Origin of the sequence: Microbacterium sp. MAH-37 (genome assembly GCF_009758255.1) — a bacterium.
Classification (GTDB): Bacteria; Actinomycetota; Actinomycetes; order Actinomycetales; family Microbacteriaceae; genus Microbacterium.
On record NZ_WSEN01000002.1, the window covers coordinates 281508 to 305905 of the forward strand.

Here is a 24398-nt window from a genome sequence, read left to right on the forward strand (position 1 = left end):
GGTGGTTCCGATCACCCGCCGAAAGGACGCATGGGCTCGCCTCGCTACATCCCCGAAGGTTGTTCAGGAGTGTCGGCTGGACATTCCCTCGGCTTGGTTGTCACCTGCTCGGCTGTGACCGTGACGACCTGACAGGATCGTCCCCAGTACGAACCACTGCCCCAGATCAAGGAGCCATCCTCCCACCAGAAGTAGAAGGTGACAGGGATTCGGGATCCATCTCGGTCACCCACTACCCACTCGGTGTTCCAGAATCGTTCCGCATCACCTGGGTCAAGGAGCCACGACTCAGCGGCCTGCGGACGATCCGATGGATCCACGTCCGCGATCGCGTCGGAGATCTTCGGCACCAGAATCTCACCGGTCCGCGCTGCTTCCTCATCTCCCGCACGAAGGACAGGCTCGTGGGGCGCGCTCGAACGCGCGAATACAGCGAGAACGACGGCCAGGGCGAACAGTCCGGCGATCAGCCACAGCCGCCACCGTCTGGAACCTCCATCTCGCGGCTTCGTGGTCACGTCATCTCTCTGTTGGGCTTCTCAGCGGCTGAGCGTCTCCGCGGGGGAGGGCGCCGCGACGAGCGTGAGCAGCGACGCCTCGGGCCGGCAGGCGAAGCGCACCGGAGCGTAGATCGACGTGCCGCATCCCGCGCTGACGTTCAGCGGCACGGAGCGGCTGCCGTGCGACCAGGTGCTCAGCCCCTTGGCCTGCTTCAGCGGGATGTCGCAGTTCGCGACGATCGTGCCGTATCCGGGCAGGCAGACCTGCCCACCGTGCGTGTGGCCGGCGATGAGCATGTCCGCGCCGAGGTCGACGAACTCGTTCAGCACCCGCTGGTACGGCGCGTGCGCGACTCCGAGCACCGATGCCCCGGCATCCCGGGGCCCGAAGGCGGCGAGCCGCTCGGGCAGCTCCTCCATGCGATCCCAGCCGCGGTGCGGGTCGTCCACGCCGAAGAAGTCGACGCTGCGCCCTGCGACCCTCAGGCGGGCGGCGTCGTTGTTCAGGTCTGTCCAGCCCAGCTCATCGGTGAAGTACGCGTCCATCGCGGCGGTGTCCAGGCGCGGCGCCGTGGAGTGCCGCTTGGACGGCCCCATGAAGTACTTGAAAGGGTTGCGCGGTGCCGGCGCGTGCACATCGTTCGAACCGTGCACGAACACGCCAGGGATGCCTGCCAGCGGGGCGAAAGCGCGGCGGATGCCGTCAAGGCCGTCGATGTGCCCGAGGTTGTCGCCGGTGTTCACGACGAGATCCGGCTCCAGAGCGGCGAGAGAGGCCAGCCACTGCTGCTTGCGGTGCTGCCAGGGTGCCATGTGCGCATCGGACAGATGCAGCACGCGGATCGGGGCGGACCCGGGCGAGAGCACCGGAACCGTCGCCGTGCGCACCGTGAACAGGTAGCGTTCGATTCCGATTCCCCAGGTGGCGGCCGCGATGCCGACGGCCCCCACCGCGCTGAGCGCGATGAGGGCCGGGCGGGCACTCGAGGAGGTCAACGGCCGTTGTCCTTCTCGCACTGCACCTTGATCTGCTGGGTGGCCTGAGCCATCGACCCCGCCGGGGGATCGGTGTCGGTGACCTGCGAGCTGGGCTGGCACTTGCCGTCCCACTTGACGTTCGAGAATCCGGCGCCGTTGAGCATGATCACCGCCTCTGCGGTGGACTTGCCGCTCACATCGGGCACCTCGATCCCTGTCTCCACCTGCTTGCCGGTGCTCGGCGAGATCGTGACAGTGGTGCCGGCCGCGACCTGGCCCGCTCCCGGAGCCTGAGCGGCCACGATGCCCGCCGCCTGGTCGCTGTCCACAGCCTCACCGACGCTCACCTGGAACCCGGCGTCCTCGAGTGTCTTGGTCGCAGCATCGACGGTCATGCCGACGACGTTCGGGAGGTCCTTCAGCACGTTGCGGGTGAGGTTCTTGTCCGGGCTCGGGAAGGCATCGCCGCCGTAGATCTCGTTCGCGGCGCGCTGGATCGCCTTCGCCATCGAGTATCGGATGTTGTTGAGCTGAATGCCCTTGTACGAGAACTTTCGCAGCGACTCGTCGCCGGTGACGTTTCCGACCCAGACCGCGGTGGCGACCTTGGTGCTCGACTCGACGAGCATGGTGTGCGCCTTCTCAGCGGTACCCGTCTTGCCGATCAGCTGGACTCCGTTGCGGGGGTTGGCGTTGGAGCCGGTTCCACCCTCCATCACACCGCGCAGGGCGTAGGCGGCGGTCGCCGCGATCTCGGGAGCGATGACCTGCGTGCAGGACTCCTTCGGGGGCGCGATCTCCTTGCCGTCCTGCCCGATGATCTTGTCGATCACGCGCGGCTCGCAGTACTTGCCGTTGTTGGCCACGGTCGCGTAAGCGCCGGCGATCTGGAGCGGCGCGATGTTCTTCGAGCCGAGCACCGAGGCGAACGGGTCGTTCGCACCGGGGTTGTACTTGTTGTCCGACTTCGTCACGTCCCACCCGCTGCCGAGGTGCACGCCCATCCGCTTCGCCACCTGGTTGATGTCGCACAGGTTGAGCTGTTTCGCCATCGCGAGGAAGCCGGAGTTCAGCGAGGCTGCGGTGAACTTCATCACACTGCCCGTGTAGCCCGGGTTGTTGCCGGAGTTGCCGATCGCCCTGTCGGGCTGGCGCGGCAGCGTGTAGGCGCCGCCGCAGCCGTCACGGTTGTACTTTCCGAAGACGGAGCTGGTCCGCCCGTCGAGCACCTCGTTGACCGAGTGGCCCTTCTCGAGCCAGTCGATCAACGTGAAGAGCTTGTAGGTCGAACCGACCGAGAAGCCGATGCCGCCGCCGTGCTTGCTGTCCGCCGCGAACACCTGTGAGGACTGGCCCTTGGCCAGCGAAGCATCCGCCGCCTCGCTGAACGACGTGTTCTGCGCCATCGCGAGGATGCGTCCGGTGGCGGCCTCGACGGAGACACCGGCGCCGCCGACGGCGATGCCGCCCATCGTCGGCGGTACGCGGTCGTGCACGGCCTGGATGGCAGGACCCTGCAGGCGCATGTCGAGCGAGGTGTACACCGACATGCCGCCGCGCTTCAGGTTCGCGGCGCGCTCCTCGGCTGTGGCGCCGAACGCGGGGTCGTCCTTGAGCACGCTCTGCACGTACTTGCAGAAGTAGGCGTTGTCGCCGGCGGTCGAGCAGCCCTGTCGGGTATCGGAGAGCTGGGGGGTGACCGGAGTGGCCTTGGCCTCGTCGTACTGCGCCTTGGTGATCTGGCCGTTCTTGTACATCTGGCCGAGCACGTAGTCACGACGATCCTTGGTCGTCGCGTAGCCATCGGCCTCGCTGTTCTGACCGACGTCCTGGCCGTCGACCTTCTTGGTCCAGGTGCCGCCCGGGCGGTCGATGCGCAGCAGGTTGGGCTCCTGCACCATACCGGCGAGGGTCGCGGCCTGAACCAGGCTGACATTCGCGGCGGTGGTGCTGAAGTAGCGCTGCGCTGCGGCCTCGATGCCGTACGTCGTGCCGCCGAAGTTCGAGACGTTCAGGTACCCGAGCAGGATGTCGTTCTTCGAGTAGTCCTTCTCGACCTGGAGTGCATAGCGCATCTCCTGCAGCTTGCGCTCGATGCCCGCCGAGCCCTTCGCCGTCGCAGCATCCAGGTAGCACTGCTGCATCTTGTCGTCGTAGTGCTCGTCGTCCGTCGGGACTTCCTGCTCGCACTGCTGGATGAGCACGTTCTTGACGTACTGCTGAGTGATCGTCGACGCACCGCGTGACGAGGTGCCCTTGAAGTTTTCGACCGCAGCCTTCACCGTCGACAGCAGGTTCACGCCACCGTGGGAGTAGAAGTTCTTGTCCTCACTGGACAGCAGCGCGTCTACCAGGGTCGGAGAGAGCTTGCTGAACGTGATCGGCGTGCGGTTCTGCTCGTAGAACGTGGCGAGCTTGAACGGCTGGCCGTTCTCATCGTTGGCGTAGATGGTCGTCGGAGCCATCGGCTCGGACGGCTTCAGGTAGCTCGGCAGCTCGTCGAAAAGAGTCAGCGCCTGCGAGCCGGTGTAACCGGCCATGGCGATCGCAGGGGTGACCGTCGCAGTGACCAGGAGGCCGGCGACCGCGCTCAGGCCCACGAGGCCGAGCAGTCCGCCGAGCACACCTTTCACCGTGCGTTTCGTTTGGGGCATACGCTTGATCGTAGGGGAGTTCCCTGAATAACAGCCCGAATGCCAGGCCATCACGGGCCTGCTGACGCACAGGAGTGCCATGACCACGTGGGAGTATCTGACCACCCCGCTGCTGATCCACAACACGGCGGCGATCCTCAACAACTGGGGCAAGCAGGGCTGGGAACTCGTGCAGGTCGTGACCGGGCCCGAGGGCGGGCTCGTCGCCTACTTCAAGCGCCCCGTCCAGGAGTCCGCCGCGCAGAACGCCGGCCTCGCCGCAGCGGCCGAGGCCGCCCGCCAGTTCGAAGGGAACTGATCAGATGAGCACCACCGCGCGCCTGGCCGAGCTGGGCATCGAGCTGCCCGCCGTCGCCGCACCCGTCGCCGCCTACGTGCCCGCCACCGTCCACGGAGATGTCGTCTACACCTCCGGCCAGCTGCCGTTCGAGGGCGGCGTGCTCCCCGCCACCGGCAAGGTCGGCGCCGGGATCGAGGCGGAGGACGCCAAGGGCTACGCCCGGATCTGCGCGCTGAACGCCCTCGCTGCGGCCGCGGATGCCGCCGGTGGCGCCGACCGGATCGTCGGTGTGCTCCGGGTGGGCGCGTTCGTGGCATCCGACCCGTCGTTCACCGGTCAGCCCGCCGTCGCGAACGGCGCGAGCGAGGTCCTCGGCGAGATCTTCGGAGATGCCGGCAAGCACGTCCGGGCCGCCGTGGGCGTGCCGGTGCTGCCGCTGGACGCCCCCGTCGAAGTCGAGGTCGCGTTCCTGCTCGGCTGATCTCGCTTCCCACACGAAGAACGCCCCTCCGAGGAGGGGCGTTCTTCGTGTCCGGACTCTTCGACAGGCTCAGGGATCCACTCTGGGGCGCTGAGCCTGTCGAAGCGCGCTTACTTGACCTGCGCCGAGATGATGCTCATCACCGCGGTGTCGGCCAGGGTGGTGGTGTCGCCGACCTCACGGCCCTCGGCGACGTCGCGCAGCAGACGGCGCATGATCTTGCCGGAGCGGGTCTTCGGCAGCTCGCCGACGATGTAGACGTCGCGCGGCCGGGCGATCGGGCCGATCTGCTCTCCGACCCAGGTGCGCAGCTGCGTCGCCAGCCCCTCGGGGGTGTGCTCGGCGAGGAAGCTCTCCTTGAGGATGACGAAGGCCACGACCGCCTGGCCGGTGGTCTCGTCGGACGCGCCGACGACGGCGGCCTCGGCAGTCGCCTCATGTGCGACCAGCGACGACTCGATCTCGGCCGTGGAGAGGCGGTGACCCGAGACGTTCATCACGTCGTCGACGCGGCCCAGCAGCCACAGGTCGCCGTCCTCGTCGAGGCGGGCGCCGTCACCGGCGAAGTAGAAGCCCTGCTCCTCGAACTTCTCCCAGTAGGTCTCCTTGAACCGCTCCGGGTCGCCCCAGACGCCGCGCAGCATCGCCGGCCAGGGCTTGGTGATGGCAAGCAGACCGCCGGCGCCGTTCTCGACCGCGTTGCCCTGCTCATCGACCACGTCGATCGAGATGCCGGGCAGCGGCACCTGGGCGGAGCCCGGCTTCGCGGCGGTGATGCCGGGCAGCGGCGAGACCATGATCCCGCCGGTCTCGGTCTGCCACCACGTGTCGACGATCGGGGTCTCGCCCCCGCCGATCACCTCGCGGTACCACATCCACGCCTCGGGGTTGATGGGCTCGCCCACCGAGCCGAGCAGACGCAGGGTCGAAAGGTCGAACTCGTTCGGGATCTGGCGTCCGAGCTTCATGAACGAACGGATCGCGGTCGGCGCGGTGTACAGGATGGTGACGCCGTACTTCTGGATCAGCTCCCACCAGCGGCCGGGGTGCGGGGCATCCGGCGTGCCCTCGTACATGAGCTGGGTCGCGCCGTTGGCGAGTGGGCCGTACGTCACATAGGAATGACCGGTGATCCAGCCGATGTCGGCCGTGCACCAGTAGACGTCGGTCTCGGGGTGCAGGTCGAACACGTACTTGTGCGTGTAAGCGGCCTGCGTCAGGTAACCGCCCGAGGTGTGCAGGATGCCCTTGGGCTTGCCCGTCGTTCCCGACGTGTAGAGGATGAACAGCGGGTTCTCAGCGCCGAACGCCTGCGCCTCGTGCTCGGCGGATGCCGCAGGAACGACGTCGTGCCACCAGATGTCGCGGCCCTCGGTCCACTCCACGTCGTTGCCGCCGCGCTTGACGACGAGCACGTGCTCGACGGTCTGCTGCTCGCCTTCGCCGTTGCGGTCGGCCAGCGACTGGTCGACGGCGGGCTTGAGCGCCGACACCTTGCCCTTGCGGTAGCCTCCGTCGGCGGTGATGACCACCTTCGCGCCGGCGTCGTCGATGCGCGATCGCAGGCTGTCTGCGCTGAAGCCGCCGAAGACGACGGAGTGGATCGCACCGAGGCGGGCGACCGCGAGCATCGAGATCACGGCCTCCGGAATCATCGGGAGGTAGATCGCAACCCGGTCGCCCTCGCCGACGCCGAGGTCCGCCAGCACGTTCGCGGTGCGCCTGACCTCATCGGTGAGCTCGGCGTAGGTGATGCTGCGGGAGTCGCCCGGCTCGCCCTCCCAGTGGATGGCGACGCGGTCGCCGATGCCGGCCTCGACGTGCCGGTCCAGGCAGTTGTAGGCGACGTTCAGCTCGCCGTCGCCGAACCACTTCGCGAACGGCGGGTTCGTCCAGTCCAGCACCTCGGTGAAGGGCTTGTGCCAGTGCAGCAGCTCGCGCGCCTGGTCGGCCCAGAATCCCTCGCGGTCGGCGGCCGCGCGCTCGTAGAGAGCGGGGTCGTCGATGGACTGGGCGACGAACTCGGGCGAGGGCGGGAACTGCCGAGACTCGTTGAGAAGATGATCGATCTGGCTGCTCATGGCGCTCGCTCCTTTGCGCGGATGGTGGGGTCATGCAGGGACACGACCGTGACACGGCGAATCTATCCTCGGTACCCGACGCGGCATACTGCCGAAAGTCAGTATCGCCGGCGGGTTTTGTGAGGGCACCTACCTTGCGTACACTCTTGCTCAGCCGAAATCGTATTCCGGCTTTCAGCGCGCCCGACACCCCCGATTCGGCGGCGCGCTCTGGGCGGCATCTCATTCCCCCCGTGAGATGCCGCCCTCCATTTTGGGAGCGCTCCCGCGGGTTCTCGGCAGAAGCCCTCCACAACCGGGGTCCTCCCTCTCTTGTGCACAGGGAGTGGGTTCCCGGCGTTCAGGCGTCCGCGCACCCTTCTAGCGTCTGGGACATGACCGATCCGTTCGTGCTCCGTCCCCGCCGCGCACCGGCAGCTTCCGGCGTTCCCGCCGCGCCGCTGCAGGTGGATCCGGCCTTCGGCGCTCTCGCCGAGCACTGCGCTGACGAGCGGGTCACGGACATCTTCGTCAACGGCTCGAGCGGACTCTTCGTCGACAGAGGACAAGGCGCCGAGCGGGTTCCGGAGTGGCGGGCCTCCGAGCGCGAGGTCCGTGATCTGGCCGTGGCGCTTGTGGGCCTCGGCGGCAGGCACCTCGATGACAGGGCTCCCTGCGTGGATGTGCGCCTCGACTCCGGCATCCGGGTGCACGCGGTGCTCGCGCCGGTGTCGACGTCGGGAACCGCACTCTCTATCCGCGTGCCGCGGGTGCGCGCAGCGGACCTCGTCGCGCTCGCCGCACTCGGCGCCTTCGACGGCGCACAGCATGCCTGGCTGCGCACGCTCGTCGCCGAGCGTGCCAACGTGCTCATCACCGGAGGGACGGGCACGGGCAAGACGACGCTCCTCTCGGCGATGCTGGCTGCGGTGCCCCCGGGCGAGCGCATCGTCACGATCGAGGACGTCGCCGAGCTGCGTCCGCCGCATCCGCACCACGTCGCGCTCGAGGCGCGTCAGGCGAACCTCGAGGGCGCAGGCCGGATCACGCTCGCGATGCTGGTGCGCGAGTCGCTGCGGATGCGGCCGGACAGGCTCATCGTGGGGGAGTGCCGCGGCGAAGAGGTCCGCGATCTGCTCACTGCGCTGAACACAGGCCACGACGGCGGCGCCGGAACGCTGCACGCGAGCGGGCTCGCCGACGTGCCGGCCCGGCTGGAGGCGCTCGGCGCGCTGGCCGGGATGGATGCCCCGGCGCTGGCGCGTCAGGTCGTGAGCGCGTTCACCGTGGTGGTGCATCTCGCGCGCCGGCCTGATGGCACCAGGCAGATCGTACAGACCGGCCGATTCGTCCTCGCCGGTGAACGCCTGGGCATCGAGGAGGTGCAGCCGTGGTGAGTGCGCGCTTGCTCCGTGGATCCCGCACAAGGACGGATGCCGGGGCCCAGGCCGCCCAGGCGGCCGCCGCGGTGCGCACGCTCGCCGTGCTGCTGCAGGCCGGTGCCCGGCCGATGACGGCCTGGCGGCATCTCGCCGAGTCCGGCGACGCCCACGCACAGTGCGTGGTGGCGCGCTGCGAAGAGGGCGGCGACCTGGTCGCGGAGATCGCCGCGGAGGGCGGAGCCTGGGCCGACGTCGCCGCCGCCTGGGAGATCGCGACGACCGTCGGTGCCCCCCTCGCAGAGGTACTGCGCTCCCTCGCCGAGTCGCTACAGGACGCGGCCACGGCGGCCGACGACGTGCGGATCGCGCTCGCCGAGCCGACCGGCACTGCGCGGCTGCTGCTGTGGCTGCCGTTCGCAGGGCTGCTGCTCGGTTTCGCACTCGGCTTCGACACGATCGGAGTGCTGGTGACCAACCCGTTCGGTGCGGGATGCGTCATCGTCGGCGTGCTCCTCGTGCTCGCCGCACGCGGATGGACGGCCGCGCTGGTGCGGCGTGCGCAGCCTGCGCACGGCACGCCGGGGATGCACGCCGAACTGATGTCGGTCGCTCTCGCCGGCGGCGCAGCGATCCCGCGGGCGCTGCAGCTGGTGGAGCGCAGCACCGCGTCACTCGGCGACGATGCCGAGCGCACCGCCTCCGTGCTCGAGCTGTCGCGCTCGGCCGGAGTTCCCGCGGGCGAGCTGCTGCGGGCGTCGGCCGCGCAGCAGCGCCAGGAGGCCCGGGTGCAGGGACGGCTGCGCGCGGCCCGGCTGTCGTCCAGGCTGCTGCTGCCGCTGGGTGCCTGCACGCTGCCGGCGTTCCTGCTGCTCGGCGTGGCTCCGCTCATGCTCAGCGTGCTCACCTCGACGCCGCTGCCGATCTGAAACGTCCGGGCGCAACGGGCGTCCGCCGAGAGAGAGAAGAAGGAAATGAAGGAGAACCCGATCCCCGATCTGACCCGGCGCAGAGCCGCGTCGCTGTTCACCGACGAGTCAGGCGCGGCGACCGCGGAGTACGCGATCACCACGATGGCGGCAGTGGCGTTCGCCGGACTGCTGGTCGTCATCATGCGCTCCGACGAAGTGCGCGGAATCCTCACCGATCTCGTGCGCCGGGCACTCACGGTGTCGTGATGCGAACGCGCGGGCGGCGGACGCGTGACGAGCGCGGCTCGGTGGCGGCGGAGCTCGCCGTCGCCGTGCCCGCCGTGCTGCTGGTGCTGATGCTGGGCGTCGGCGCGCTCTCGGCCGCCGCCCGCCAGGTCGCCCTGCAGGATGCCGCGGCCGACGCCGCTCGACTGCTCGGTCGCGGCGAGAGCGAGGGGCGGGCGTTCGGCTCCGTCAGTGGCGCCGTCCACGGGGCCGGCGCAGTATCCGAGCAGCGCGGCGACCTCATCTGCGTCACGGCGACGGCGGACCTGGCGATCGGGCGGGTGATCTCGGTGCCGCTGCGCGCGTCGAGCTGCGCGCTGACCGGCGGGCTCTGACGAAAGGAACCTCATGGCAGGAACAGCATTCGCGACCGGCGTCCTCGCCGTCACGGCCACGCTCGTCCTCGGCTTCGCCGCGGTGGGTGGGGCATCCGTCACCGCACAGCGAGCGGCGAGCGCGGCGGACGCCGCCGCGCTCGCCGCGGCAGACACGGCATCCGGCGCAGTGACCTCGGCCGACGACCCCTGCGTCGTCGCGGAACGCGTGGCCGCGGCAGCCGGAACCTCGGTCACGGAGTGCGTCGTCGACGGGCTGGTGGCGACCGTGCAGGTCCAGGCGGCGTACGCTGGTCTCGCCGCCGTCTCCCGGGCCCGAGCAGGGCCACCCGACGGGACGTGACTGCGGAACTCCCCTCATCGACGCTGTGTTCACGACACGAACGCGGTGTGTATGGTGTGCTTCGAAGAAAGGACGCACCCTTGGCTGAAGGCAAGAAGCTCGTCATCGTCGAGTCTCCGACGAAGATGCGGTCTATTCAGGGGTACCTCGGCGACGGCTACGAGGTGCTCAGCTCTGTGGGTCACATCCGCGACCTCGCCGACAAGAAGGACATCCCCGCCGCCGACAAGCAGGCGTACGGCAAGTACTCGATCGACGTAGATCACGGCTTCGACCCTTACTACGTCGTCTCGGATCGCAAGACGAAGACCGTCGCCGAGCTCAAGCGCGCACTGAAGTCCGCGGACGAGCTCCTGCTCGCCACTGATGAGGACCGCGAGGGCGAGGCCATCGCGTGGCACCTTCTCGAGACTCTCAAGCCCAAGGTGCCCGTCAAGCGGATGGTCTTCCACGAGATCACGAAGGACGCCATCCAGGAGGCCGTCGGAAAGACGCGTGAGCTCGATCTCGCGCTCGTCGACGCGCAGGAGACCCGTCGCATCCTCGACCGCCTGTACGGCTGGGACGTGTCGCCGGTGCTCTGGTACAAGGTCAAGACCGGTCTGTCCGCCGGCCGTGTGCAGTCCGCAGCCACCCGCATGATCGTCGACCGGGAGCGCGAGCGCATGGCGTTCACCTCCGCCGAGTACTGGGACGTCGAGTCGACCGCATTTGCGCCGCGCCCTGAGCGAGCGCAGCGAGACGAAGGGTTCCGGGTGCGCCTGGTGCGCGTCGACGGCGGCCAGCTCGCCCGCGGCACCGACTTCGACGACACCGGAAAGCTGAAGAAGGCCGTCGTCGTCCTCAGCGAGAAGCAGGCGGCCGAGATCGCCGCCGCCGTGGATGCTGCGGCCCGCGCGACCGTCACCAAGGTCGAGGCCAAGCCCGGCACCCGCAGCCCGTACGCCCCGTTCACCACCTCCACGATGCAGCAGGAGGCCGGACGCAAGCTCTCGATGAGCGCGAAGCAGGCGATGAGCACCGCCCAGCGCCTGTACGAGAAGGGCTACATCACCTATATGCGCACCGACTCGACGGCGCTGAGCACGCAGGCCGTCCAGGCCGCGCGCAACCAGGCCGTCGCGCTGTACGGCGACGCCGCCGTGCCGCTCAAGCCGCGCGTGTACAAGTCCAAGAGCAAGAACGCGCAGGAGGCGCACGAGGCCATCCGCCCGTCCGGCGAGACCTTCCGCACTCCGGCATCCGTCTCCTCGCAGCTGGACCGCGACGAGCAGCGCCTCTACGACCTGATCTGGAAGCGCACCGTCGCCAGCCAGATGTCCGACGCGAAATACGAGACGACCACGGTCACGCTCGAGGCGGACACTTCGACGGAGCTCAGTGCAGGTGCAATCAAGCGCGTCGAGTTCACCGCCTCCGGCACGGTGTACACCTTCAAGGGCTTCCTGGAGGCCTATGAAGAGGGACGGGACGAGAAGCGCAACTCCCAGGACGCCGCGGAGAACCAGTCGCTGCCGGCGGTCGCCGTCGGCGACGAGCTCGGCATGGCCGAGTCCGAGGCCAAGGGGCACCGCACCAGCCCCAAGCCGCGCTACACCGAGGCCTCCCTCGTGAAGGCCCTCGAGGAGCACGGCATCGGGCGCCCGTCGACGTTCGCCAGCATCATCGGCACCGTCATCGATCGCGGCTACGCGACCAAGCGCGGGCAGGCGCTCGTGCCCACCTGGATGGCGTTCAGCGTGGTGCGGCTGCTCGAGCAGCACTTCGCCGAGCTGATCGACTATGACTTCACCGCGGCGCTCGAGGACGACCTCGACGCGATCGCCCGAGGCGAGCAGAAGCGGGCCGAGTGGCTGAACTCGTTCTACTTCGGCTCGAACGAGCATGTCGGTCTGCGCCAGATCGTCGACAACCTGGGTGAGATCGACGCACGTGCACTGAACTCCACGCCGATCGCCGAGAACGTGACGCTGCGGTTCGGCAAGTACGGCCCCTATCTCGAGGTCGCGGATCCTGCGAACCCCGAGGCGAAGCCGCGCATCGTGAACGTGCCGGAGGACCTGGCTCCCGACGAGCTCACCGCCGCCAAGGCGCAGGAGCTCGTCGACGCTCCGGTCGCCGGCGACCGCGTGCTGGGCGAGAATCCCGAGAACGGCAAGATCATCGTCGTCAAGGACGGCCGGTTCGGTCCCTACGTTCAGGAGAACGACCCGGTCGCCGAGGATGCCGAGGTCGATGCGGCCACCGGCGAAGTCGTCGACGACGCGCGCCGTGCTGAGCGAGCGCAGCGAGACGAAGCGAAGCCGAAGAAGAAGGCCAAGAAGGAGGCTGCGCCGAAGCCGCGCACCGGGTCGCTGTTCCGCTCCATGTCTGTCGACACGATCGACCTCGACACCGCGCTGAAGCTGCTGAGCCTGCCCCGCGTGGTCGGCGCCGATCCCGAGTCCGGCGAGGAGATCACGGCGCAGAACGGCAGGTACGGGCCGTACCTGAAGAAGGGCGCAGACTCGCGCTCGCTGGAGAACGAGCAGCAGATCTTCGACATCACGCTCGATCAGGCGCTGGCGATCTACGCGCAGCCGAAGTACGGTGCGGGTTCGCGTCGCGCGTCCAGCGCGATCGCCGAGTTCGAGGCCGACCCGGTCAGCGGCAAGCCGATCCGCATCCGCGACGGCCGGTTCGGCCCGTACGTCACCGACGGCGAGACCAACGTCACGATCCAGCGCGGCCAGCAGCCGACCGACATCACCTTCGAGACCGCCGTGCAGATGCTCGCCGACAAGCGCGCCAAGGGGCCGGCCCCGAAGCGTGGTGCGAAGAAGGCTCCCGCCAAGAAGGCACCCGCCAAGAAGGCTCCCGCGAAGAAGGCGCCGGCGAAGACGGACGCCGAGAAGGCGGCGGCCCGCTCGGCAGCCGCGAAGAAGGCGGCGGCGACGCGCGCCGCGAACGCGGCGAAGAAGAACTCGTGACCTCAGGGCTATGGATCACGTTCGAGGGCGGTGACGGCTCGGGGAAGACCACGCAGTCCGAGCTGCTCTCGACCTGGCTCGGCTCGGGTGGGCGCAGTGTGCTGCACACCCGTGAGCCGGGCGGTTCCGAGGTGGGCCGGCTGATCCGTGACATCGTGCTGCACCATCGCGGAGACATCGCCCCGCGTGCCGAGGCACTGCTGTACGCGGCCGACCGCGCGCACCACGTGGCGACGGTCGTCCGGCCGGCGCTGGCTCGTGGCGAGGTCGTCATCCAGGACCGGTATCTCGACTCGTCCGTCGCGTACCAGGGAGCGGGCCGCGTTCTCGACGGCGCCGAGGTGCGCGACCTGTCGCTGTGGGCGACCGAGGGAGCGCTGCCGGATCTGACGGTGCTGCTCGACCTCGATCCCGCGGCGGCACGCCTGCGCCTTGATGCCGACGACAAGCCCTTCGACCGCCTGGAGGCCGAGAAGGAGGAGTTCCACACCCGCGTGCGCGAGGCGTATCTGGCACTGGCGGATGCGGAGCCCGAGCGCTTCCTCGTCGTCGACGCGGCGCTTCCCGCGCACGAGATCGCCGCCCAGATCCGCGACCGCGTGGAGCCCCTGCTCTGACCAGCGGGCGTCGCCCCGGCTCGGTTGGCGCTACTGTTCTCTGCTCGCGCTGCTGTTCTCTGCGTCCGATCCGGGTCGCGCTGCTGTTCTTTGCTCGTGTGGCGCGTATTCGCATAGCTCGAGCGAGATCGTGTAGCGCGGCGGCGCCCCCGCGCGCCTGACCCGCCCGCGCCGAGGCGCGCAGCGCCGCTGCTCTGACCGGCGGGCGTCGTACCCTCCGATTAGGCTGGAGTCCATGACCCCCACGACGCTCGCTCCGTTCCCGTGGACGGACGTCTGGGGGCAGGACGCCGCAGTCGAGACGCTGCGTCAGGCGGCCTCCGATCCTGCGGCGCTCTCGCACGCCTGGCTGCTGACGGGCCCGCCCGGATCCGGGCGCTCCACGCTCGCGTACGCCTTCGCCGCCGCGCTCATCGCGGACGGCCCCGACGACGAGAACACCATGCGGCAGGTGCTCGCCGGCACGCATCCGGACGTCACCGCGCTGCGCACCGAGAAGGTGCTCATCACGATCAGGGAGGCGCGCGACCTCGTGGCGCGCTCCTACTTCGCGCCCTCCGCGGGCCGCTATCGCGTGATCGTCGTGGAGGACGCTGATCGCATGGTCGAACGCACCTCGAACGTGCTCCTGAAGGCGCTCGAAGAGCCGCCCGAGCAGACGGTGTGGATCCTCTGCGCCCCCAGCGAGGCAGATCTGCTGCCCACCATCCGATCCAGGGTGCGTGCGATGCGCCTGCGCGAGCCGGATGCCGCGGACGTCGCACGCCTGATCGTGGAGCGCACCGGTGTCGACGAGCAGATCGCCGAGCAGGCGGCACGCCACGCGCAGCGCCACATCGGCATGGCCCAGCGCCTCGCCACAGACGAGGCGGCTCGGCGCCGCCGTGACGAGACGCTGCGCGCGGTGCTCGGCGTGCGCGGAGTGCGGGACGCGGTCGACGTCGCCGGCCGTGTCATCCAGGCGGCGACCGACGATGCGAAGGCGCTCACGGCCGAGCGCGACGCCGCCGAGCGCGCCGCTCTGCTGCGCACCGTCGGCATCGCCGAGGGGCAGGCCGTGCCGCCCGCCCTTCGGACTCAGATCTCGGCGCTCGAGGACGACCAGAAGAAGCGCGCCACGCGCAGCCTGCGCGACGGCATCGACCGGGTGCTCACCGATCTGCAGTCGATGTTCCGCGACGTCATCATGCTGCAGTACGGCCGCGGCGACGACCTCATCAATCGCGAGCTCGAGTCCGAGCTGCGCACCATCGCCGAATCCTGGCCGATCGAGCGCACCCTGACCGTGCTCGACCATCTCGCCGACACCCGTGAGTCGCTGGAGCGCAACGTCGCCCCGCTGCTCGCCCTGGAGAGCCTTCTCGTGACAGTCACGAGTGGAAGGACGCCGTGAACAACCGAACGACCTCCAGGCTGCGCCGGATCGCCGCTGTCGTGGCCGGTGCCGCCACGGCGGCACTCGTGCTGAGCGGATGCCTGTACTCGATGATCCCCGAGGAGTCCGCCCCTGCGGCGTCGAAGACGCCGGACACGTCAGGCGTCGCGGACGATCTGCTGCCGTTCTACGGCCAGGAGATCGACTGGAGCAGCTGCGGCCCGTCGTTCGACTGCGCGGACGTCAAGGCGCCGCTGGACTGGGAGAACCCGGATGACGGTGAGATCGAGCTGGCCATCGTGCGGCACCGCGCGAGTGGTACCGCGAAGGGGTCGCTGCTGGTGAACCCCGGCGGTCCGGGTGCGAGCGGCAAGGACTTCGTGCGGGACAGCCTGGACTACGCGGTGGGTCCCGATCTCATCGACTCCTTCGACGTGGTCGGGTTCGATCCGCGCGGAGTCGGCGAGTCGACGGCGGTGACCTGCTACGACGCCGAGCAGATGGACGAGTTCCTCTACGGCATCCCGAAGTCCCCGCGCAACACTCCGGCCTGGGAGGCGGAGCTCAACGCCCGCAACAAGGGGTTCAGCACGGCCTGCGATGAGAACTCCGGCGGCATCCTGCCGTTCGTCACGACGGTGAACGCCGCCCGCGACATGGACCTGCTGCGCGCGGTGCTGGGCGACAAGGAGCTGAACTACCTGGGCTACTCCTACGGCACCTTCGTCGGCGCCACCTACGCGAAGCTCTATCCAGAACGGGCCACGCATCTGGTGCTCGACGGAGCGATCGATCCGTCGGTTCCCGGCCTCGAGGTCGGCACCACTCAGGCGCTCGGGTTCGAATCGGCGCTGACCGCCTACCTCGAGGACTGCGTCTCCGGCAGGGAATGCCCGTTCAACGGCACCGTCGACGAGGCGCGTGCCGACCTCTCCGCTCTGCTGGCCGCCGTCGACCGCAATCCCCTCAAGGGCGGCGACGGGCGGCTGATGGGTGCCGACACGATGCTGACGGGCATCATTCAGGCGCTCTACTCCCAGGACTACTGGGGCTACCTGAGCCAGGCGCTGAGCGGCGCACTGCAGGGCGACCCGACGCAGATGTTCTTCCTCGCTGACAGCTACAACGGCCGCGACGAGGACGGCACCTACGCCGACAACCAGACCGAGGCGTTCTCGGCCTACAACTGCATGGACTATCCGGTCGACACCGATCCCGCCGACGAGCAGGCGGCGCGCGAGAAGGTCGAGAAGGGGGCGCCCACGCTGGCCCCGTACTGGAGCGCGCCCGACCCGTGCCTGCAGTGGCCGTACCCGGCCACCGGCGTGCGGGAGAAGATCACCGCGCCGGGATCCGGACCGATCCTCGTGGTCGGGACGACCAACGACCCCGCCACGCCGTACGACTGGTCCGTGTCGCTCGCCGACCAGCTCGAGAACGGCGTGCTGATCACTCGCGTCGGCGAGGGACACACCGGCTACAACAAGGGGAATTCCTGCGTGGACGACGCCGTGGAGTCGTTCCTCCTCGACAGTACGGTGCCGAAGGACGGTCTGCGGTGCGGGTGATCGGCGGCTCGGTTTCGCGGCACCGCCTCTGACAGGGTAAGATCGTTGATCGTGCCGCGGTTCGCGGTGCAGGCCACCTTAGCTCAGGGGTAGAGCAGTTCCCTCGTAAAGAACAGGTCGTCAGTTCAAATCTGACAGGTGGCTCCGAAGAAGGCCCGGGATGCAGCATCCCGGGCCTTCCTCGTACCCGGGGACGCCGCCCGGCGTAGGCTCGAGCCATGGCCAGAGCACTTCTCGTCGTCGACGTGCAGAACGACTTCACCGAGGGCGGCGCACTCGCCGTCGACGGCGGCGACGCCGTCGCATCCGGCGTCTCGCGCCTGCTCGCCGAACGCGCCGGCGACTACGCCGTGATCGTCGCCTCGCGCGACTGGCACGATGCAGAGGGCGACAACAGCGGGCACTTCTCCGCGGAGCCCGACTACGTGGACACCTGGCCGGTGCACTGCGTCGCCGACACCGAGGGTGCGGCCTACGACCCGCTGCTGGACACCGCGGCGATCACGCACCACGTGCGCAAGGGGCAGGGGCGTCCCGCCTACTCGATGTTCGAGGGCACGGCCGACGACGGCGCCACCGTCGCCGAGATCCTCGCCGCGCACGGCATCGTCGAGGCGGATGTCGTCGGCATCGCCACCGACCACTGCGTGCGGGCATCCGCCCTCGACGCCGTCTCGCACGGCGTGCATGTTCGCATCCTCACCGACCTGGTCGCAGGGGTGGGGGAGGACTCCAGCGCCGCCGCGCTGGCCGAGCTCGCGCACGCCGGCGCCGAACTCAGCGAGAGCGGCGCGTGACCGAGCGCTGTGCGCTGCTGCTGCGCGCGGTGAACGTCGGCGGCCGGAACCGGGTACCGATGGCCGAACTGCGCGCCCTGCTCGCCGATCGGCTCGGGCTGCAGAACGTGAAGACCTACATCGCCAGCGGCAACGTGATCTGCGACCTCCCCGTCGACAGGCACGCCGTGCGGGCGCTGATCGCCGCCGAGTTCGATGTCGACACCCCCGTGGTGCAGCGCACTCATGATGAGCTGGTCGCGGCGCTCGAAGAGAACCCGTTCCCGGATGCCGCGGCGGAGAAGATGCTGCACGCGATGTTCCTGGACGGTCCCGCCGCAGCTGATGCGGTGGAGGCGCTGACACCGCGGCTGCAGCCGGGCGAGCGGATCGCCCTCGTCGGCGACGACCTCTGGATCGACTACGGCTCAGGGGGCGTGCAGTCCACGAAGCTCACCGGACCCGTGCTGGATCGTGCCCTCGGCGTCGCGGGCACCGCGCGGAACCTCCGCACGGTGCGCACGCTCGCCGAGCTGACCGCACAGCCGGCCTAGTCGTCCAGGTCGGTGGAGACGACGACGCCGTCCCCGCTGAAACCGGTCAGGCCGCGGCCAGGCGCTGCTTCTCGCGAGCGTTCACTGCGGCGAACAGCCGGTTGCGCTTCGTGTTCTGGAATGCCGCGCACCGCCAGCGGTCGCCCTCGTGCACGAGCACGTAGGTCTGCACCTTGTCGTGTCGGATGCCGCCTGCACGCCGGCCGCCGCGCCCCTTGCCGATGCCGCCCTCGGTCACGACGACGGCGGTATCCGCTCCGAGCATCCTGACGTCGAGGACGGTCATCGACATGCGGCTGCCGCGCTGCCAGCGCTCGAAGACGGGCACGTGGTCTGCGCGGATCTCGTCGCGGCCTGTGCTGATCAGTCCGGCGAAGATCACGTAGCTGGCGTCTTCGGTGAACTCCTCGGCGTAGGCCGCTGCGTCGCCGGCATCCCACGCGCTGCGCATGCGGTCCAGTGTCTCGTCGATCCCTGCGGGGTAGTCGTCCATGTCATCTCCTTAGTGCAAGTTGCACTAAAATAGTGCAGGGTGCACTAATCTGTGTCAAGCCCTAGACTCGCAGGGATGACCGAGCCGAACCGCCCGCTGACCCGCGCAGAGCGCGATCTTCCCGCGCTCACCGTGCTCGCTCTGCTGACGATCGGACCGCGGCATCCGTATGACATCCATCGCTTCGTGGTCGAGACGCGCAAGGACTTCGTCAGCGGCGCCCCGCGCAGCATCTACCACGCCGTGCAGCGGCTCGAGGCGGCCCATCTCATCGAGCCCATCGGCTCGGAGCAGGCGGGCGGGCGCCCGGAGCGCACCGTGTTCGCGCTCACCGACGCCGGGCGAGCGGAGGCCCGCCGGCGCGTCTTCGCGCTCGTGTCGACACCGCAGGCCGATCGCACGGTCACCGTCGCTGCGCTGTCGTTCCTCGGAATCCTCGGCCGGGGCGACGCCGTGGTCGCCGTGCATGCGCGCGTCGCCGCGCTGGATGCCGCGCTCGCGCTCGCCGCGACGGATCTCGCGGCCGCCTCAGACCTCCCGCCGATCCTGCTCATCGAGGCGGAGTACGACCGCCACCAGCTCGTCGCCGAGCGCGAGTGGTTCGCGGACATCGCCGCGCGCCTGGATTCGGGCGAGCTCGGCTGGCTGCCGACGTGACCGACTATCCCGCCACGATCGCAGTCGCGGTCGACCACGAGCTCGTCATCAAGAAGTCGCGCTTCCTCGCCCACGTCGCGCCGGTCGGCTCGCCGGAAGAGGCGGACGAGGTGATCGCGGCACTCAAGAAGAAGTACTGGGATGCACGGCACAACTGCTCCGCGCAGGTCACCGGACTGCGGGGCGATCGCGCACGGTCGTCCGATGACGGCGAGCCGTCCGGCACCGCAGGCATGCCGATGCTCGAGGTGCTGCGCCGCCGTGAGCTCACAGACGTGGTCGCCGTGGTCACTCGCTACTTCGGCGGAGTGAAGCTCGGCGCCGGGGGACTGGCACGTGCGTACTCCTCCGCAGTGTCGGAGGCGCTCGACCTGGCTGCGCTGCGCGATCGGATGCTGCTGGCGCAGGCGACGGTCGCCGTCCCGCATGCGGAGGCCGGCCGCTTCGACAACGCGCTGCGCGAATGGGTGGGCGCGCACGGTGCGGTGCTCGGGGAGATCGCCTACGCGGCCGACGCGGTCTTCGAGGTGTGGGCGCCCGCCGATGAGCTCCACTCTCTCGAGGCCAATGTCGCGGCGCTGTCGGCCGGGGCGTGGCATCCGCTCGTCACCGGCTCCTCGCGCGTGATCGACGTCCCGCGCTGACGGGGGAGATCAGGCGGCGGGCGGAGCCGGTGCGGTGCGGCTCGCGGCGGCCGGCGGCAGCCCGCAGAAGGGCAACAGATCGACCCGCCGCGCGCCGCAGTCCGCGCACCGCACGTAGACGATCACGCCCTCCGACGTGCGGTGCCGTGACTCCGTGGTCCAGACGTGCTCATGGCTGTGCGGCGGGGCGGGAGTAGGGGTCGGCGCGGTGCGGGATGCGGTCATGTCTCCACGATGATGTAATGCTCTTATGCATCTCAACCCTTACGGTGAGTACGCGGTGCTGCTCGCGGCCTCGCTGGCGAACGACTGGCCGGAGACGCGAGACGGCATCGAGGAACGGACCCGCGACTTCGGGATGACCATGGTCTTCGCCGTCTCGCCCGACGACCACACGGCCACGCGTGCGGTGCTGGACGAGTGGCTGCGGGTCGTCGACGCCGACACGGACGCGGAGCGCGCGCGGCTGCTGAACGGGCAGATGGCCGCACGAGGCGCCTACCCGCAGCTCACCGACCATGACGGCGAGGGCTGGCACCTGCACTACCGCGACGACGCAGCGACGCTGCCGCTCGTGCTCGGGGCGGTGTTCAGCGTCGGCACCGCCCTGCACCTGGCGGGCCGGGGGATGGGGCGGCTCGGTCGTTGCGGGGCCTCCCCCTGCCGCGACGTCGTGGTCGACGTCACCCGCAACGGCAGGCAGCGCTACTGCTCGGTGCGCTGCGCCAATCGCGACGCCGTGCGAAGGCATCGGGCGCGGAAGGCCTGATCACCGGGCGCTCAGCCGAGCCAGCCGCGCTCCTCGGCGATGCGCGCGGCGTCTGCACGGGTGCGCGCCTCGAGCTTCTGCATGCCGGACGAGAGATAGTTGCGGGTCGTGCCCTCGGACAGGTGCAGCTCGGCGGCGATGTCGGCGATCGTTCCGCCGCCGCGCGCTGCCGACAGCACGTCGGTCTCGCGTGGCGTCAGCGGGGACTGCCCGGCGGTGAGTGCGTCGGTCGCCAGCGCCGCATCGATCACGCGTTCGCCGCGCATCACGCGTCGCACCACGTCGGCGAGCTCTGCCGACGGCGTGTCCTTGACGACATAGCCGGTCACGCCCGCCGCGAGGGCGCGCGACAGGTAGCCCGCGCGCCCGAAGGTCGTCACGATCACGACCCGGATGCCGGGATGCTCCCGCTTCAGCCGTGCGGCGGCGGTCAGTCCGTCCATACCGGGCATCTCGACGTCGAGCAGGGCGACGTCCGGACGGTGCTCGCGCGCGGCATCCAGCACCTCGTCCCCGCGCCCCACCTCGGCGACGACCTCGAGGTCGTCCTCGAGGGAGAGCAGGGTGGCCAGGGCGCCACGGACGAGCGCCTGGTCGTCTGCGACGAGGATCCGCACGGTCATGCCCTCACCTCCAGCAGGAAGCCGCCGCGGCGCGAGCGGCCGATGCGCACCGCGCCGCCGGCGTCCTGCACCCGCTCGACCAGGCCGCGCAGCCCGTTGCCCTCGTCTCCGGCATCCTCTGCAGGTCCGATGCCGTCGTCCTCCACCGTGATCCGGTGCGGGGAGAGCGTGACCCAGCACTGCCGTGCCTGCGCGTGCCTGATGACGTTCGTGGCCGCCTCGCGCAGCACCCAGCCGAACAGCTCGCGGTTCTGCTCCGGCACCTCGTCGGTCGTCGTCGGCAGATGCGGGATCAGTCCGGCTGCCGGCAGCAGCGTGCGCAGGGAGGCGAGCTCGCTCGCGACCCGCACCTGCCGGTATCCCGAGACCACGGCGCGCATGTCGCCGAGTGTCGATCGCGCGAGTGTCTGCACCTCGCGGATCTCTCGTGCCGCCGCCTGCGGGTCGCGCTCGGACAGCGCGGCGGCGAGGTCCGCCTTCACGGCGATCGCCGACAGCGAGTGCCCGAGGATGTCGTGCATGTCGCGACCCACGCGGTTGCGCTCCTCCTCGACCGCGACCGCCGCGAGCTCGTTGCGTGTGGCATGCAGCAGGCGCAGCGTCGCGATGTTGCGCGCGAACGCGACCATGAGCACGCCGGTGGAGAGGATGATCAGCGGCATAGCCCAGGCGGGCAGGTCGCCGAGGGGCTGCCAGACGGCGAGGCCGAACGCGGCGAGTGCGAGTCCGATCACGATCAGCAGCGACGTGCGCGGCTGCATCAGCGAGATCGCGTAGGACACCGCCACATACGCCCAGAGGCCCGTGAACCCCGAGTCGAGTTCGAGCGCGAACACCGTGGACAGGAGCAGCAGCACCGTCGCCGGCACCCACCGCCAGCGAGCGGGAAGCGCCATCGCGATCGGCGCGGAGGCCAGGAACAGCACGACGAACACCGCGAGCGCGACAGTCCACAGCACGACCGTGTGCGGGGGTTCGCCCTGCACCAGCGGCAGCAGGAAGAACAGGATCGTGATGCCGACGCTGATGGAGGCGCCGGAGTACCACCGGCGGGCGCCGCGGGCGAGCAGTGCATCGCGCAGCCAGGTCAGGCCGCGGGCGAGGGCCGAGCCGCCCCGGGTGACGCGATCGTCCGAGGGGGAGGGGATCCAGTCCGCGCTCCGCACGGCGTGCTCGACATCACGGTGCAGGGCGGCCCGGTCGTCGTCGCGCTGCTCGCTCATGCCCTCATCCTCTCGTGCTCGTCACCGTACCGGTCACACGCGCTTCGTGTCCCGGCGGAACATCAGCACGGCGAAGCCGGTGAACAGCACGAACCAGATGATGAGGTTCGGCAGAGCCCACACATCCGGTGCGATGCCCATGATCGCCGACTGCGACAGGTTCGCGATGCCCCACACCGGGGTGAACTTCGCCGCGATCTGCACGCCCTCGGGCAGCAGCGCGAGCGGGAGGAACAGTCCGCCCATGAAGCTCAGGATCGGCAGGATCGGACCGAGGTACCGCATCGCGTTCTGCGCCGGGAAGGCGTAGCCGACGGCCAGACCGAGGCTCGTCATCATCAGTGAGCTCAGCCAGGCGAGCAGACCGGCGAGGATGAGGCTGCCGAGCGGGGCGGTGATGCCCAGTGCGGCGCCCAGGATGAGCGTGACGGCCACGGCGATGCCGCCGAGCACCATTCCGCAGAGCACCTTCACCAGGATGTACACCACGGGGTTCAGCGGGGTCAGCCGCAGCTGCCGGCTCCAGCCCTGGGTGCGCTCGGCCGCGACCGTGACACCGGTCATCGTGCTGGCCATCATCGCTCCGTAGACGGCCATCGAGATCATGATCGGCACGGCCGCGGACATCCCGCCCTGCGAGATCGGCACGTCGCTGATCGGCACGTCCTTGTTCGGCAGGCCGACCCCGACCAGCATCGCGATGGGGAAGATCAGCGTGAAGATCACGACCGTCGAATTGCGGAACAGGCGCTTCAGCTCGACGGAGAGGAACGTCCAGCTGAAACCTCCGTATCCGGGGGCGCGGCGGGTGGACGGGTCGATCGCGTCGAGACGCCCGAGAGCTGAGGTGGTCATGTCATTCTCCTTCGGAGGTCTCGTCGTCGTCACCGGTCAGTCGCAGGAACGCCTGCTCGAGGTTCTGGCCGGTGATGGTCACGTCGTGGGCGTCGGTCTGTCCCAGCAGGTAGCGCGCCACGGCATCCGAGTCGCCGGAGCGCACGATCACGCGCGTTCCGCGCACCTCGACGGAGTCGACGCCCGGAAGGCGGGACAGAGCGAGCTGATCCGCGACCGCCCACTCCGCCTCGATCGTGCGGCCCGAGGCCATCGCCTTGATCTCGGCGGTGGTGCCGTTCGCGACGATCCGCCCCCTGCGGATCAGCAGGATGCGGTCGGCGTACTGATCCGCCTCCTCGAGGTAGTGCGTCGCGAACAGCACGGTGCGCCCGCGCTGGGCGTCGGCGTGGATGGCCTGCCAGAACGAATGGCGCCCCTCGACATCCATGCCGGTGGTCGGTTCGTCGAGCACGATCAGGCCGGGATCGGAGACGAGCGCCATCGCGAAACGCAGTCGCTGCTGCTGACCGCCGGAGCACTTGGACACGCGCCGGTCGGCGATGTCGAGGATGCCGGCTCGTTCGAGCGCCGCATCGATCCCGGTGGTCTGCGCGAACAGCGATGCGGTGAGCTTCATCGTGTCGCGGACGGTGATGTCGCTGAGCAGCCCGCCGGTCTGCATCACCGCCGAGACGAGGCCGCGGCCGATCGCCTGACGCGGGGTGAGGCCGAACAGGCTGACCTCGCCGCGGTCGGGCTGCGAGAGGCCGAGCAGCATGTCGATCGTGGTTGTCTTGCCGGCGCCGTTCGGGCCGAGGAATGCGACGACCTCGCCCTGGCCGACCCGCAGGTCGACGCCGTCCACGGCCGTGACGCCGCGGAACGTCTTCGTGAGGCCTGTGGCCGCGATCGCGGGGAGCGTGGACGCGGCGGATGCCTGCGGCGCGGCACTCGGCGTGAACGATGCCGATGTGGTGGCTGTCTGTGTCATGACTCCAGTCTTCGGCGGCCGGAGCCCGACGCGTCATGAACGATGTCATGGATCGGGCATGACATCCGTCATGCCCGGGCGCATGGATGCGGCGAT

The 24398-nt window shown here is 69.5% G+C and carries 25 protein-coding genes and 1 tRNA gene; 17 read left to right on the forward strand and 9 right to left on the reverse strand.

The annotated features are described in order from the left end of the window. Nucleotides 1-539: 539 nt before the first annotated feature. Entirely contained in the window at nt 540-1496 is a 957-nt protein-coding gene (locus GON06_RS01880; protein ID WP_157310576.1) for a metallophosphoesterase, read from the reverse strand. Then, nucleotides 1493-4132 carry a transglycosylase domain-containing protein gene (locus GON06_RS01885; protein WP_157310577.1) on the reverse strand — a complete coding sequence of 880 codons (2640 nt, stop codon included), beginning with the start codon at nt 4130-4132 and terminating at the stop codon, nt 1493-1495. The genes GON06_RS01880 and GON06_RS01885 overlap by 4 nt, the downstream gene beginning before the upstream one ends. A 79-nt stretch (nt 4133-4211) precedes the next feature. Between GON06_RS01885 and GON06_RS01890 the strand changes: the two genes are divergently transcribed. Next, nucleotides 4212-4430, forward strand: a complete 219-nt coding sequence (locus GON06_RS01890; RefSeq protein ID WP_157310578.1) for a hypothetical protein — start codon at nt 4212-4214, stop codon at nt 4428-4430. A gap of 4 nt (nt 4431-4434) precedes the next feature. Beyond that, nucleotides 4435-4893: a RidA family protein gene (locus GON06_RS01895; protein WP_157310579.1), complete on the forward strand. Its 459-nt coding sequence runs from the start codon at nt 4435-4437 to the stop codon at nt 4891-4893. A gap of 110 nt (nt 4894-5003) precedes the next feature. On the opposite strand, the gene acs is transcribed toward GON06_RS01895, so the two are convergent. Further along, on the reverse strand, nt 5004-6974 hold the full coding sequence (gene acs / locus GON06_RS01900; RefSeq protein ID WP_157310580.1) for an acetate--CoA ligase: 1971 nt from the start codon (nt 6972-6974) through the stop codon (nt 5004-5006). 374 nt (nt 6975-7348) lie between these two features. On the opposite strand from acs, the gene GON06_RS01905 reads away from it, so the two are divergent. The 12 genes from GON06_RS01905 to GON06_RS01960 all read left to right on the forward strand — a co-directional run bounded on the left by GON06_RS01905 (nt 7349) and on the right by GON06_RS01960 (nt 18065). After that, entirely contained in the window at nt 7349-8350 is a 1002-nt protein-coding gene (locus GON06_RS01905) for a TadA family conjugal transfer-associated ATPase (protein ID WP_157310581.1), read from the forward strand. Then, nucleotides 8347-9261, forward strand: a complete 915-nt coding sequence (locus GON06_RS01910; RefSeq protein WP_332837074.1) for a type II secretion system F family protein — start codon at nt 8347-8349, stop codon at nt 9259-9261. The genes GON06_RS01905 and GON06_RS01910 overlap by 4 nt, the downstream gene beginning before the upstream one ends. A gap of 45 nt (nt 9262-9306) precedes the next feature. Beyond that, nucleotides 9307-9510, forward strand: coding sequence for a DUF4244 domain-containing protein (locus GON06_RS01915; RefSeq protein WP_157310582.1), 204 nt, complete (start codon nt 9307-9309; stop codon nt 9508-9510). Continuing rightward, nucleotides 9510-9863 (forward strand): TadE family type IV pilus minor pilin, encoded by a 354-nt coding sequence (locus GON06_RS01920; RefSeq protein ID WP_157310583.1) that lies wholly within the window; start codon nt 9510-9512, stop codon nt 9861-9863. Before GON06_RS01915 ends, GON06_RS01920 begins: the two co-directional genes overlap by 1 nt. 13 nt (nt 9864-9876) lie before the next feature. Beyond that, nucleotides 9877-10206 (forward strand): Rv3654c family TadE-like protein, encoded by a 330-nt coding sequence (locus tag GON06_RS01925; protein ID WP_157310584.1) that lies wholly within the window; start codon nt 9877-9879, stop codon nt 10204-10206. An 80-nt stretch (nt 10207-10286) separates the two neighbouring features. Continuing rightward, a complete protein-coding gene (gene topA / locus GON06_RS01930) occupies nt 10287-13175 on the forward strand; it encodes a type I DNA topoisomerase (RefSeq protein ID WP_157310585.1) in 2889 nt (962 codons plus the stop codon). Then, complete coding sequence (tmk, locus tag GON06_RS01935) at nt 13172-13792, forward strand: dTMP kinase (RefSeq protein WP_332837075.1); 621 nt, start codon at nt 13172-13174, stop codon at nt 13790-13792. The genes topA and tmk overlap by 4 nt, the downstream gene beginning before the upstream one ends. A gap of 235 nt (nt 13793-14027) precedes the next feature. After that, nucleotides 14028-15185 (forward strand): DNA polymerase III subunit delta', encoded by a 1158-nt coding sequence (locus tag GON06_RS01940; protein ID WP_157310586.1) that lies wholly within the window; start codon nt 14028-14030, stop codon nt 15183-15185. After that, nucleotides 15182-16735 carry an alpha/beta hydrolase gene (locus GON06_RS01945; protein WP_332837076.1) on the forward strand — a complete coding sequence of 518 codons (1554 nt, stop codon included), beginning with the start codon at nt 15182-15184 and terminating at the stop codon, nt 16733-16735. The genes GON06_RS01940 and GON06_RS01945 overlap by 4 nt, the downstream gene beginning before the upstream one ends. 72 nt (nt 16736-16807) lie before the next feature. Further along, nucleotides 16808-16879: transfer RNA gene (locus GON06_RS01950), tRNA-Thr, on the forward strand. Nucleotides 16880-16953: 74 nt separating this feature from the next. Beyond that, entirely contained in the window at nt 16954-17532 is a 579-nt protein-coding gene (locus GON06_RS01955; protein WP_157310587.1) for an isochorismatase family protein, read from the forward strand. After that, the gene (locus GON06_RS01960) at nt 17529-18065 is read left to right on the forward strand and encodes a DUF1697 domain-containing protein (protein ID WP_332837077.1); all 537 of its coding nucleotides are present in this window, start codon (nt 17529-17531) and stop codon (nt 18063-18065) included. Before GON06_RS01955 ends, GON06_RS01960 begins: the two co-directional genes overlap by 4 nt. Before the next feature lie 46 nt (nt 18066-18111). Here GON06_RS01960 and GON06_RS01965 read toward each other — a convergent pair whose 3' ends face one another. Then, a complete protein-coding gene (locus GON06_RS01965; RefSeq protein ID WP_157310588.1) occupies nt 18112-18558 on the reverse strand; it encodes an SgcJ/EcaC family oxidoreductase in 447 nt (148 codons plus the stop codon). A 75-nt stretch (nt 18559-18633) separates the two neighbouring features. Here GON06_RS01965 and GON06_RS01970 point away from each other — a divergent pair, with 75 nt between their 5' ends. Further along, nucleotides 18634-19215 carry a PadR family transcriptional regulator gene (locus GON06_RS01970; RefSeq protein ID WP_157310589.1) on the forward strand — a complete coding sequence of 194 codons (582 nt, stop codon included), beginning with the start codon at nt 18634-18636 and terminating at the stop codon, nt 19213-19215. Next, entirely contained in the window at nt 19212-19859 is a 648-nt protein-coding gene (locus tag GON06_RS01975; RefSeq protein ID WP_332837078.1) for an IMPACT family protein, read from the forward strand. Before GON06_RS01970 ends, GON06_RS01975 begins: the two co-directional genes overlap by 4 nt. Nucleotides 19860-19868: 9 nt before the next feature. Here the strand turns inward: GON06_RS01975 and GON06_RS01980 are convergent, their stop codons facing one another. Further along, complete coding sequence (locus GON06_RS01980) at nt 19869-20084, reverse strand: hypothetical protein (protein ID WP_157310590.1); 216 nt, start codon at nt 20082-20084, stop codon at nt 19869-19871. 25 nt (nt 20085-20109) lie between these two features. On the opposite strand from GON06_RS01980, the gene GON06_RS01985 reads away from it, so the two are divergent. Beyond that, complete coding sequence (locus GON06_RS01985; protein ID WP_157310591.1) at nt 20110-20628, forward strand: CGNR zinc finger domain-containing protein; 519 nt, start codon at nt 20110-20112, stop codon at nt 20626-20628. An 11-nt stretch (nt 20629-20639) separates the two neighbouring features. Here GON06_RS01985 and GON06_RS01990 read toward each other — a convergent pair whose 3' ends face one another. From GON06_RS01990 to GON06_RS02005, 4 genes are read right to left on the reverse strand one after another with little or no spacing between them, the layout of a single operon-like run. Then, the gene (locus GON06_RS01990) at nt 20640-21251 is read right to left on the reverse strand and encodes a response regulator transcription factor (protein WP_157310592.1); all 612 of its coding nucleotides are present in this window, start codon (nt 21249-21251) and stop codon (nt 20640-20642) included. After that, complete coding sequence (locus GON06_RS01995) at nt 21248-22474, reverse strand: sensor histidine kinase (RefSeq protein ID WP_157310593.1); 1227 nt, start codon at nt 22472-22474, stop codon at nt 21248-21250. The genes GON06_RS01990 and GON06_RS01995 overlap by 4 nt, the downstream gene beginning before the upstream one ends. A 33-nt stretch (nt 22475-22507) precedes the next feature. Then, entirely contained in the window at nt 22508-23329 is an 822-nt protein-coding gene (locus GON06_RS02000) for an ABC transporter permease (protein WP_157310594.1), read from the reverse strand. A gap of 1 nt (nt 23330) precedes the next feature. Continuing rightward, entirely contained in the window at nt 23331-24302 is a 972-nt protein-coding gene (locus GON06_RS02005) for an ABC transporter ATP-binding protein (RefSeq protein WP_157310595.1), read from the reverse strand. Nucleotides 24303-24398: the final 96 nt, after the last annotated feature.

Bases quoted from the DNA above. Each gene is read 5' to 3' on its own strand.
- GON06_RS01905 (WP_157310581.1), top strand. From the start codon at position 7,349: ATGACCGATCCGTTCGTGCTCCGTCCCCGCCGCGCACCGGCAGCTTCC.
- GON06_RS02005 (WP_157310595.1), bottom strand. From the start codon at position 24,302: ATGACACAGACAGCCACCACATCGGCATCGTTCACGCCGAGTGCCGCG.
- GON06_RS02000 (WP_157310594.1), bottom strand. From the start codon at position 23,329: ATGACCACCTCAGCTCTCGGGCGTCTCGACGCGATCGACCCGTCCACC.
- GON06_RS01955 (WP_157310587.1), top strand. From the start codon at position 16,954: ATGGCCAGAGCACTTCTCGTCGTCGACGTGCAGAACGACTTCACCGAG.
- GON06_RS01965 (WP_157310588.1), bottom strand. From the start codon at position 18,558: ATGGACGACTACCCCGCAGGGATCGACGAGACACTGGACCGCATGCGC.
- GON06_RS01970 (WP_157310589.1), top strand. From the start codon at position 18,634: ATGACCGAGCCGAACCGCCCGCTGACCCGCGCAGAGCGCGATCTTCCC.
- GON06_RS01885 (WP_157310577.1), bottom strand. From the start codon at position 4,132: ATGCCCCAAACGAAACGCACGGTGAAAGGTGTGCTCGGCGGACTGCTC.
- GON06_RS01925 (WP_157310584.1), top strand. From the start codon at position 9,877: ATGGCAGGAACAGCATTCGCGACCGGCGTCCTCGCCGTCACGGCCACG.
- GON06_RS01895 (WP_157310579.1), top strand. From the start codon at position 4,435: ATGAGCACCACCGCGCGCCTGGCCGAGCTGGGCATCGAGCTGCCCGCC.
- GON06_RS01920 (WP_157310583.1), top strand. From the start codon at position 9,510: ATGCGAACGCGCGGGCGGCGGACGCGTGACGAGCGCGGCTCGGTGGCG.
- GON06_RS01995 (WP_157310593.1), bottom strand. From the start codon at position 22,474: ATGAGCGAGCAGCGCGACGACGACCGGGCCGCCCTGCACCGTGATGTC.
- GON06_RS01985 (WP_157310591.1), top strand. From the start codon at position 20,110: ATGCATCTCAACCCTTACGGTGAGTACGCGGTGCTGCTCGCGGCCTCG.
- GON06_RS01915 (WP_157310582.1), top strand. From the start codon at position 9,307: ATGAAGGAGAACCCGATCCCCGATCTGACCCGGCGCAGAGCCGCGTCG.
- GON06_RS01980 (WP_157310590.1), bottom strand. From the start codon at position 20,084: ATGACCGCATCCCGCACCGCGCCGACCCCTACTCCCGCCCCGCCGCAC.
- acs (WP_157310580.1), bottom strand. From the start codon at position 6,974: ATGAGCAGCCAGATCGATCATCTTCTCAACGAGTCTCGGCAGTTCCCG.
- GON06_RS01890 (WP_157310578.1), top strand. From the start codon at position 4,212: ATGACCACGTGGGAGTATCTGACCACCCCGCTGCTGATCCACAACACG.
- GON06_RS01940 (WP_157310586.1), top strand. From the start codon at position 14,028: ATGACCCCCACGACGCTCGCTCCGTTCCCGTGGACGGACGTCTGGGGG.
- GON06_RS01990 (WP_157310592.1), bottom strand. From the start codon at position 21,251: ATGACCGTGCGGATCCTCGTCGCAGACGACCAGGCGCTCGTCCGTGGC.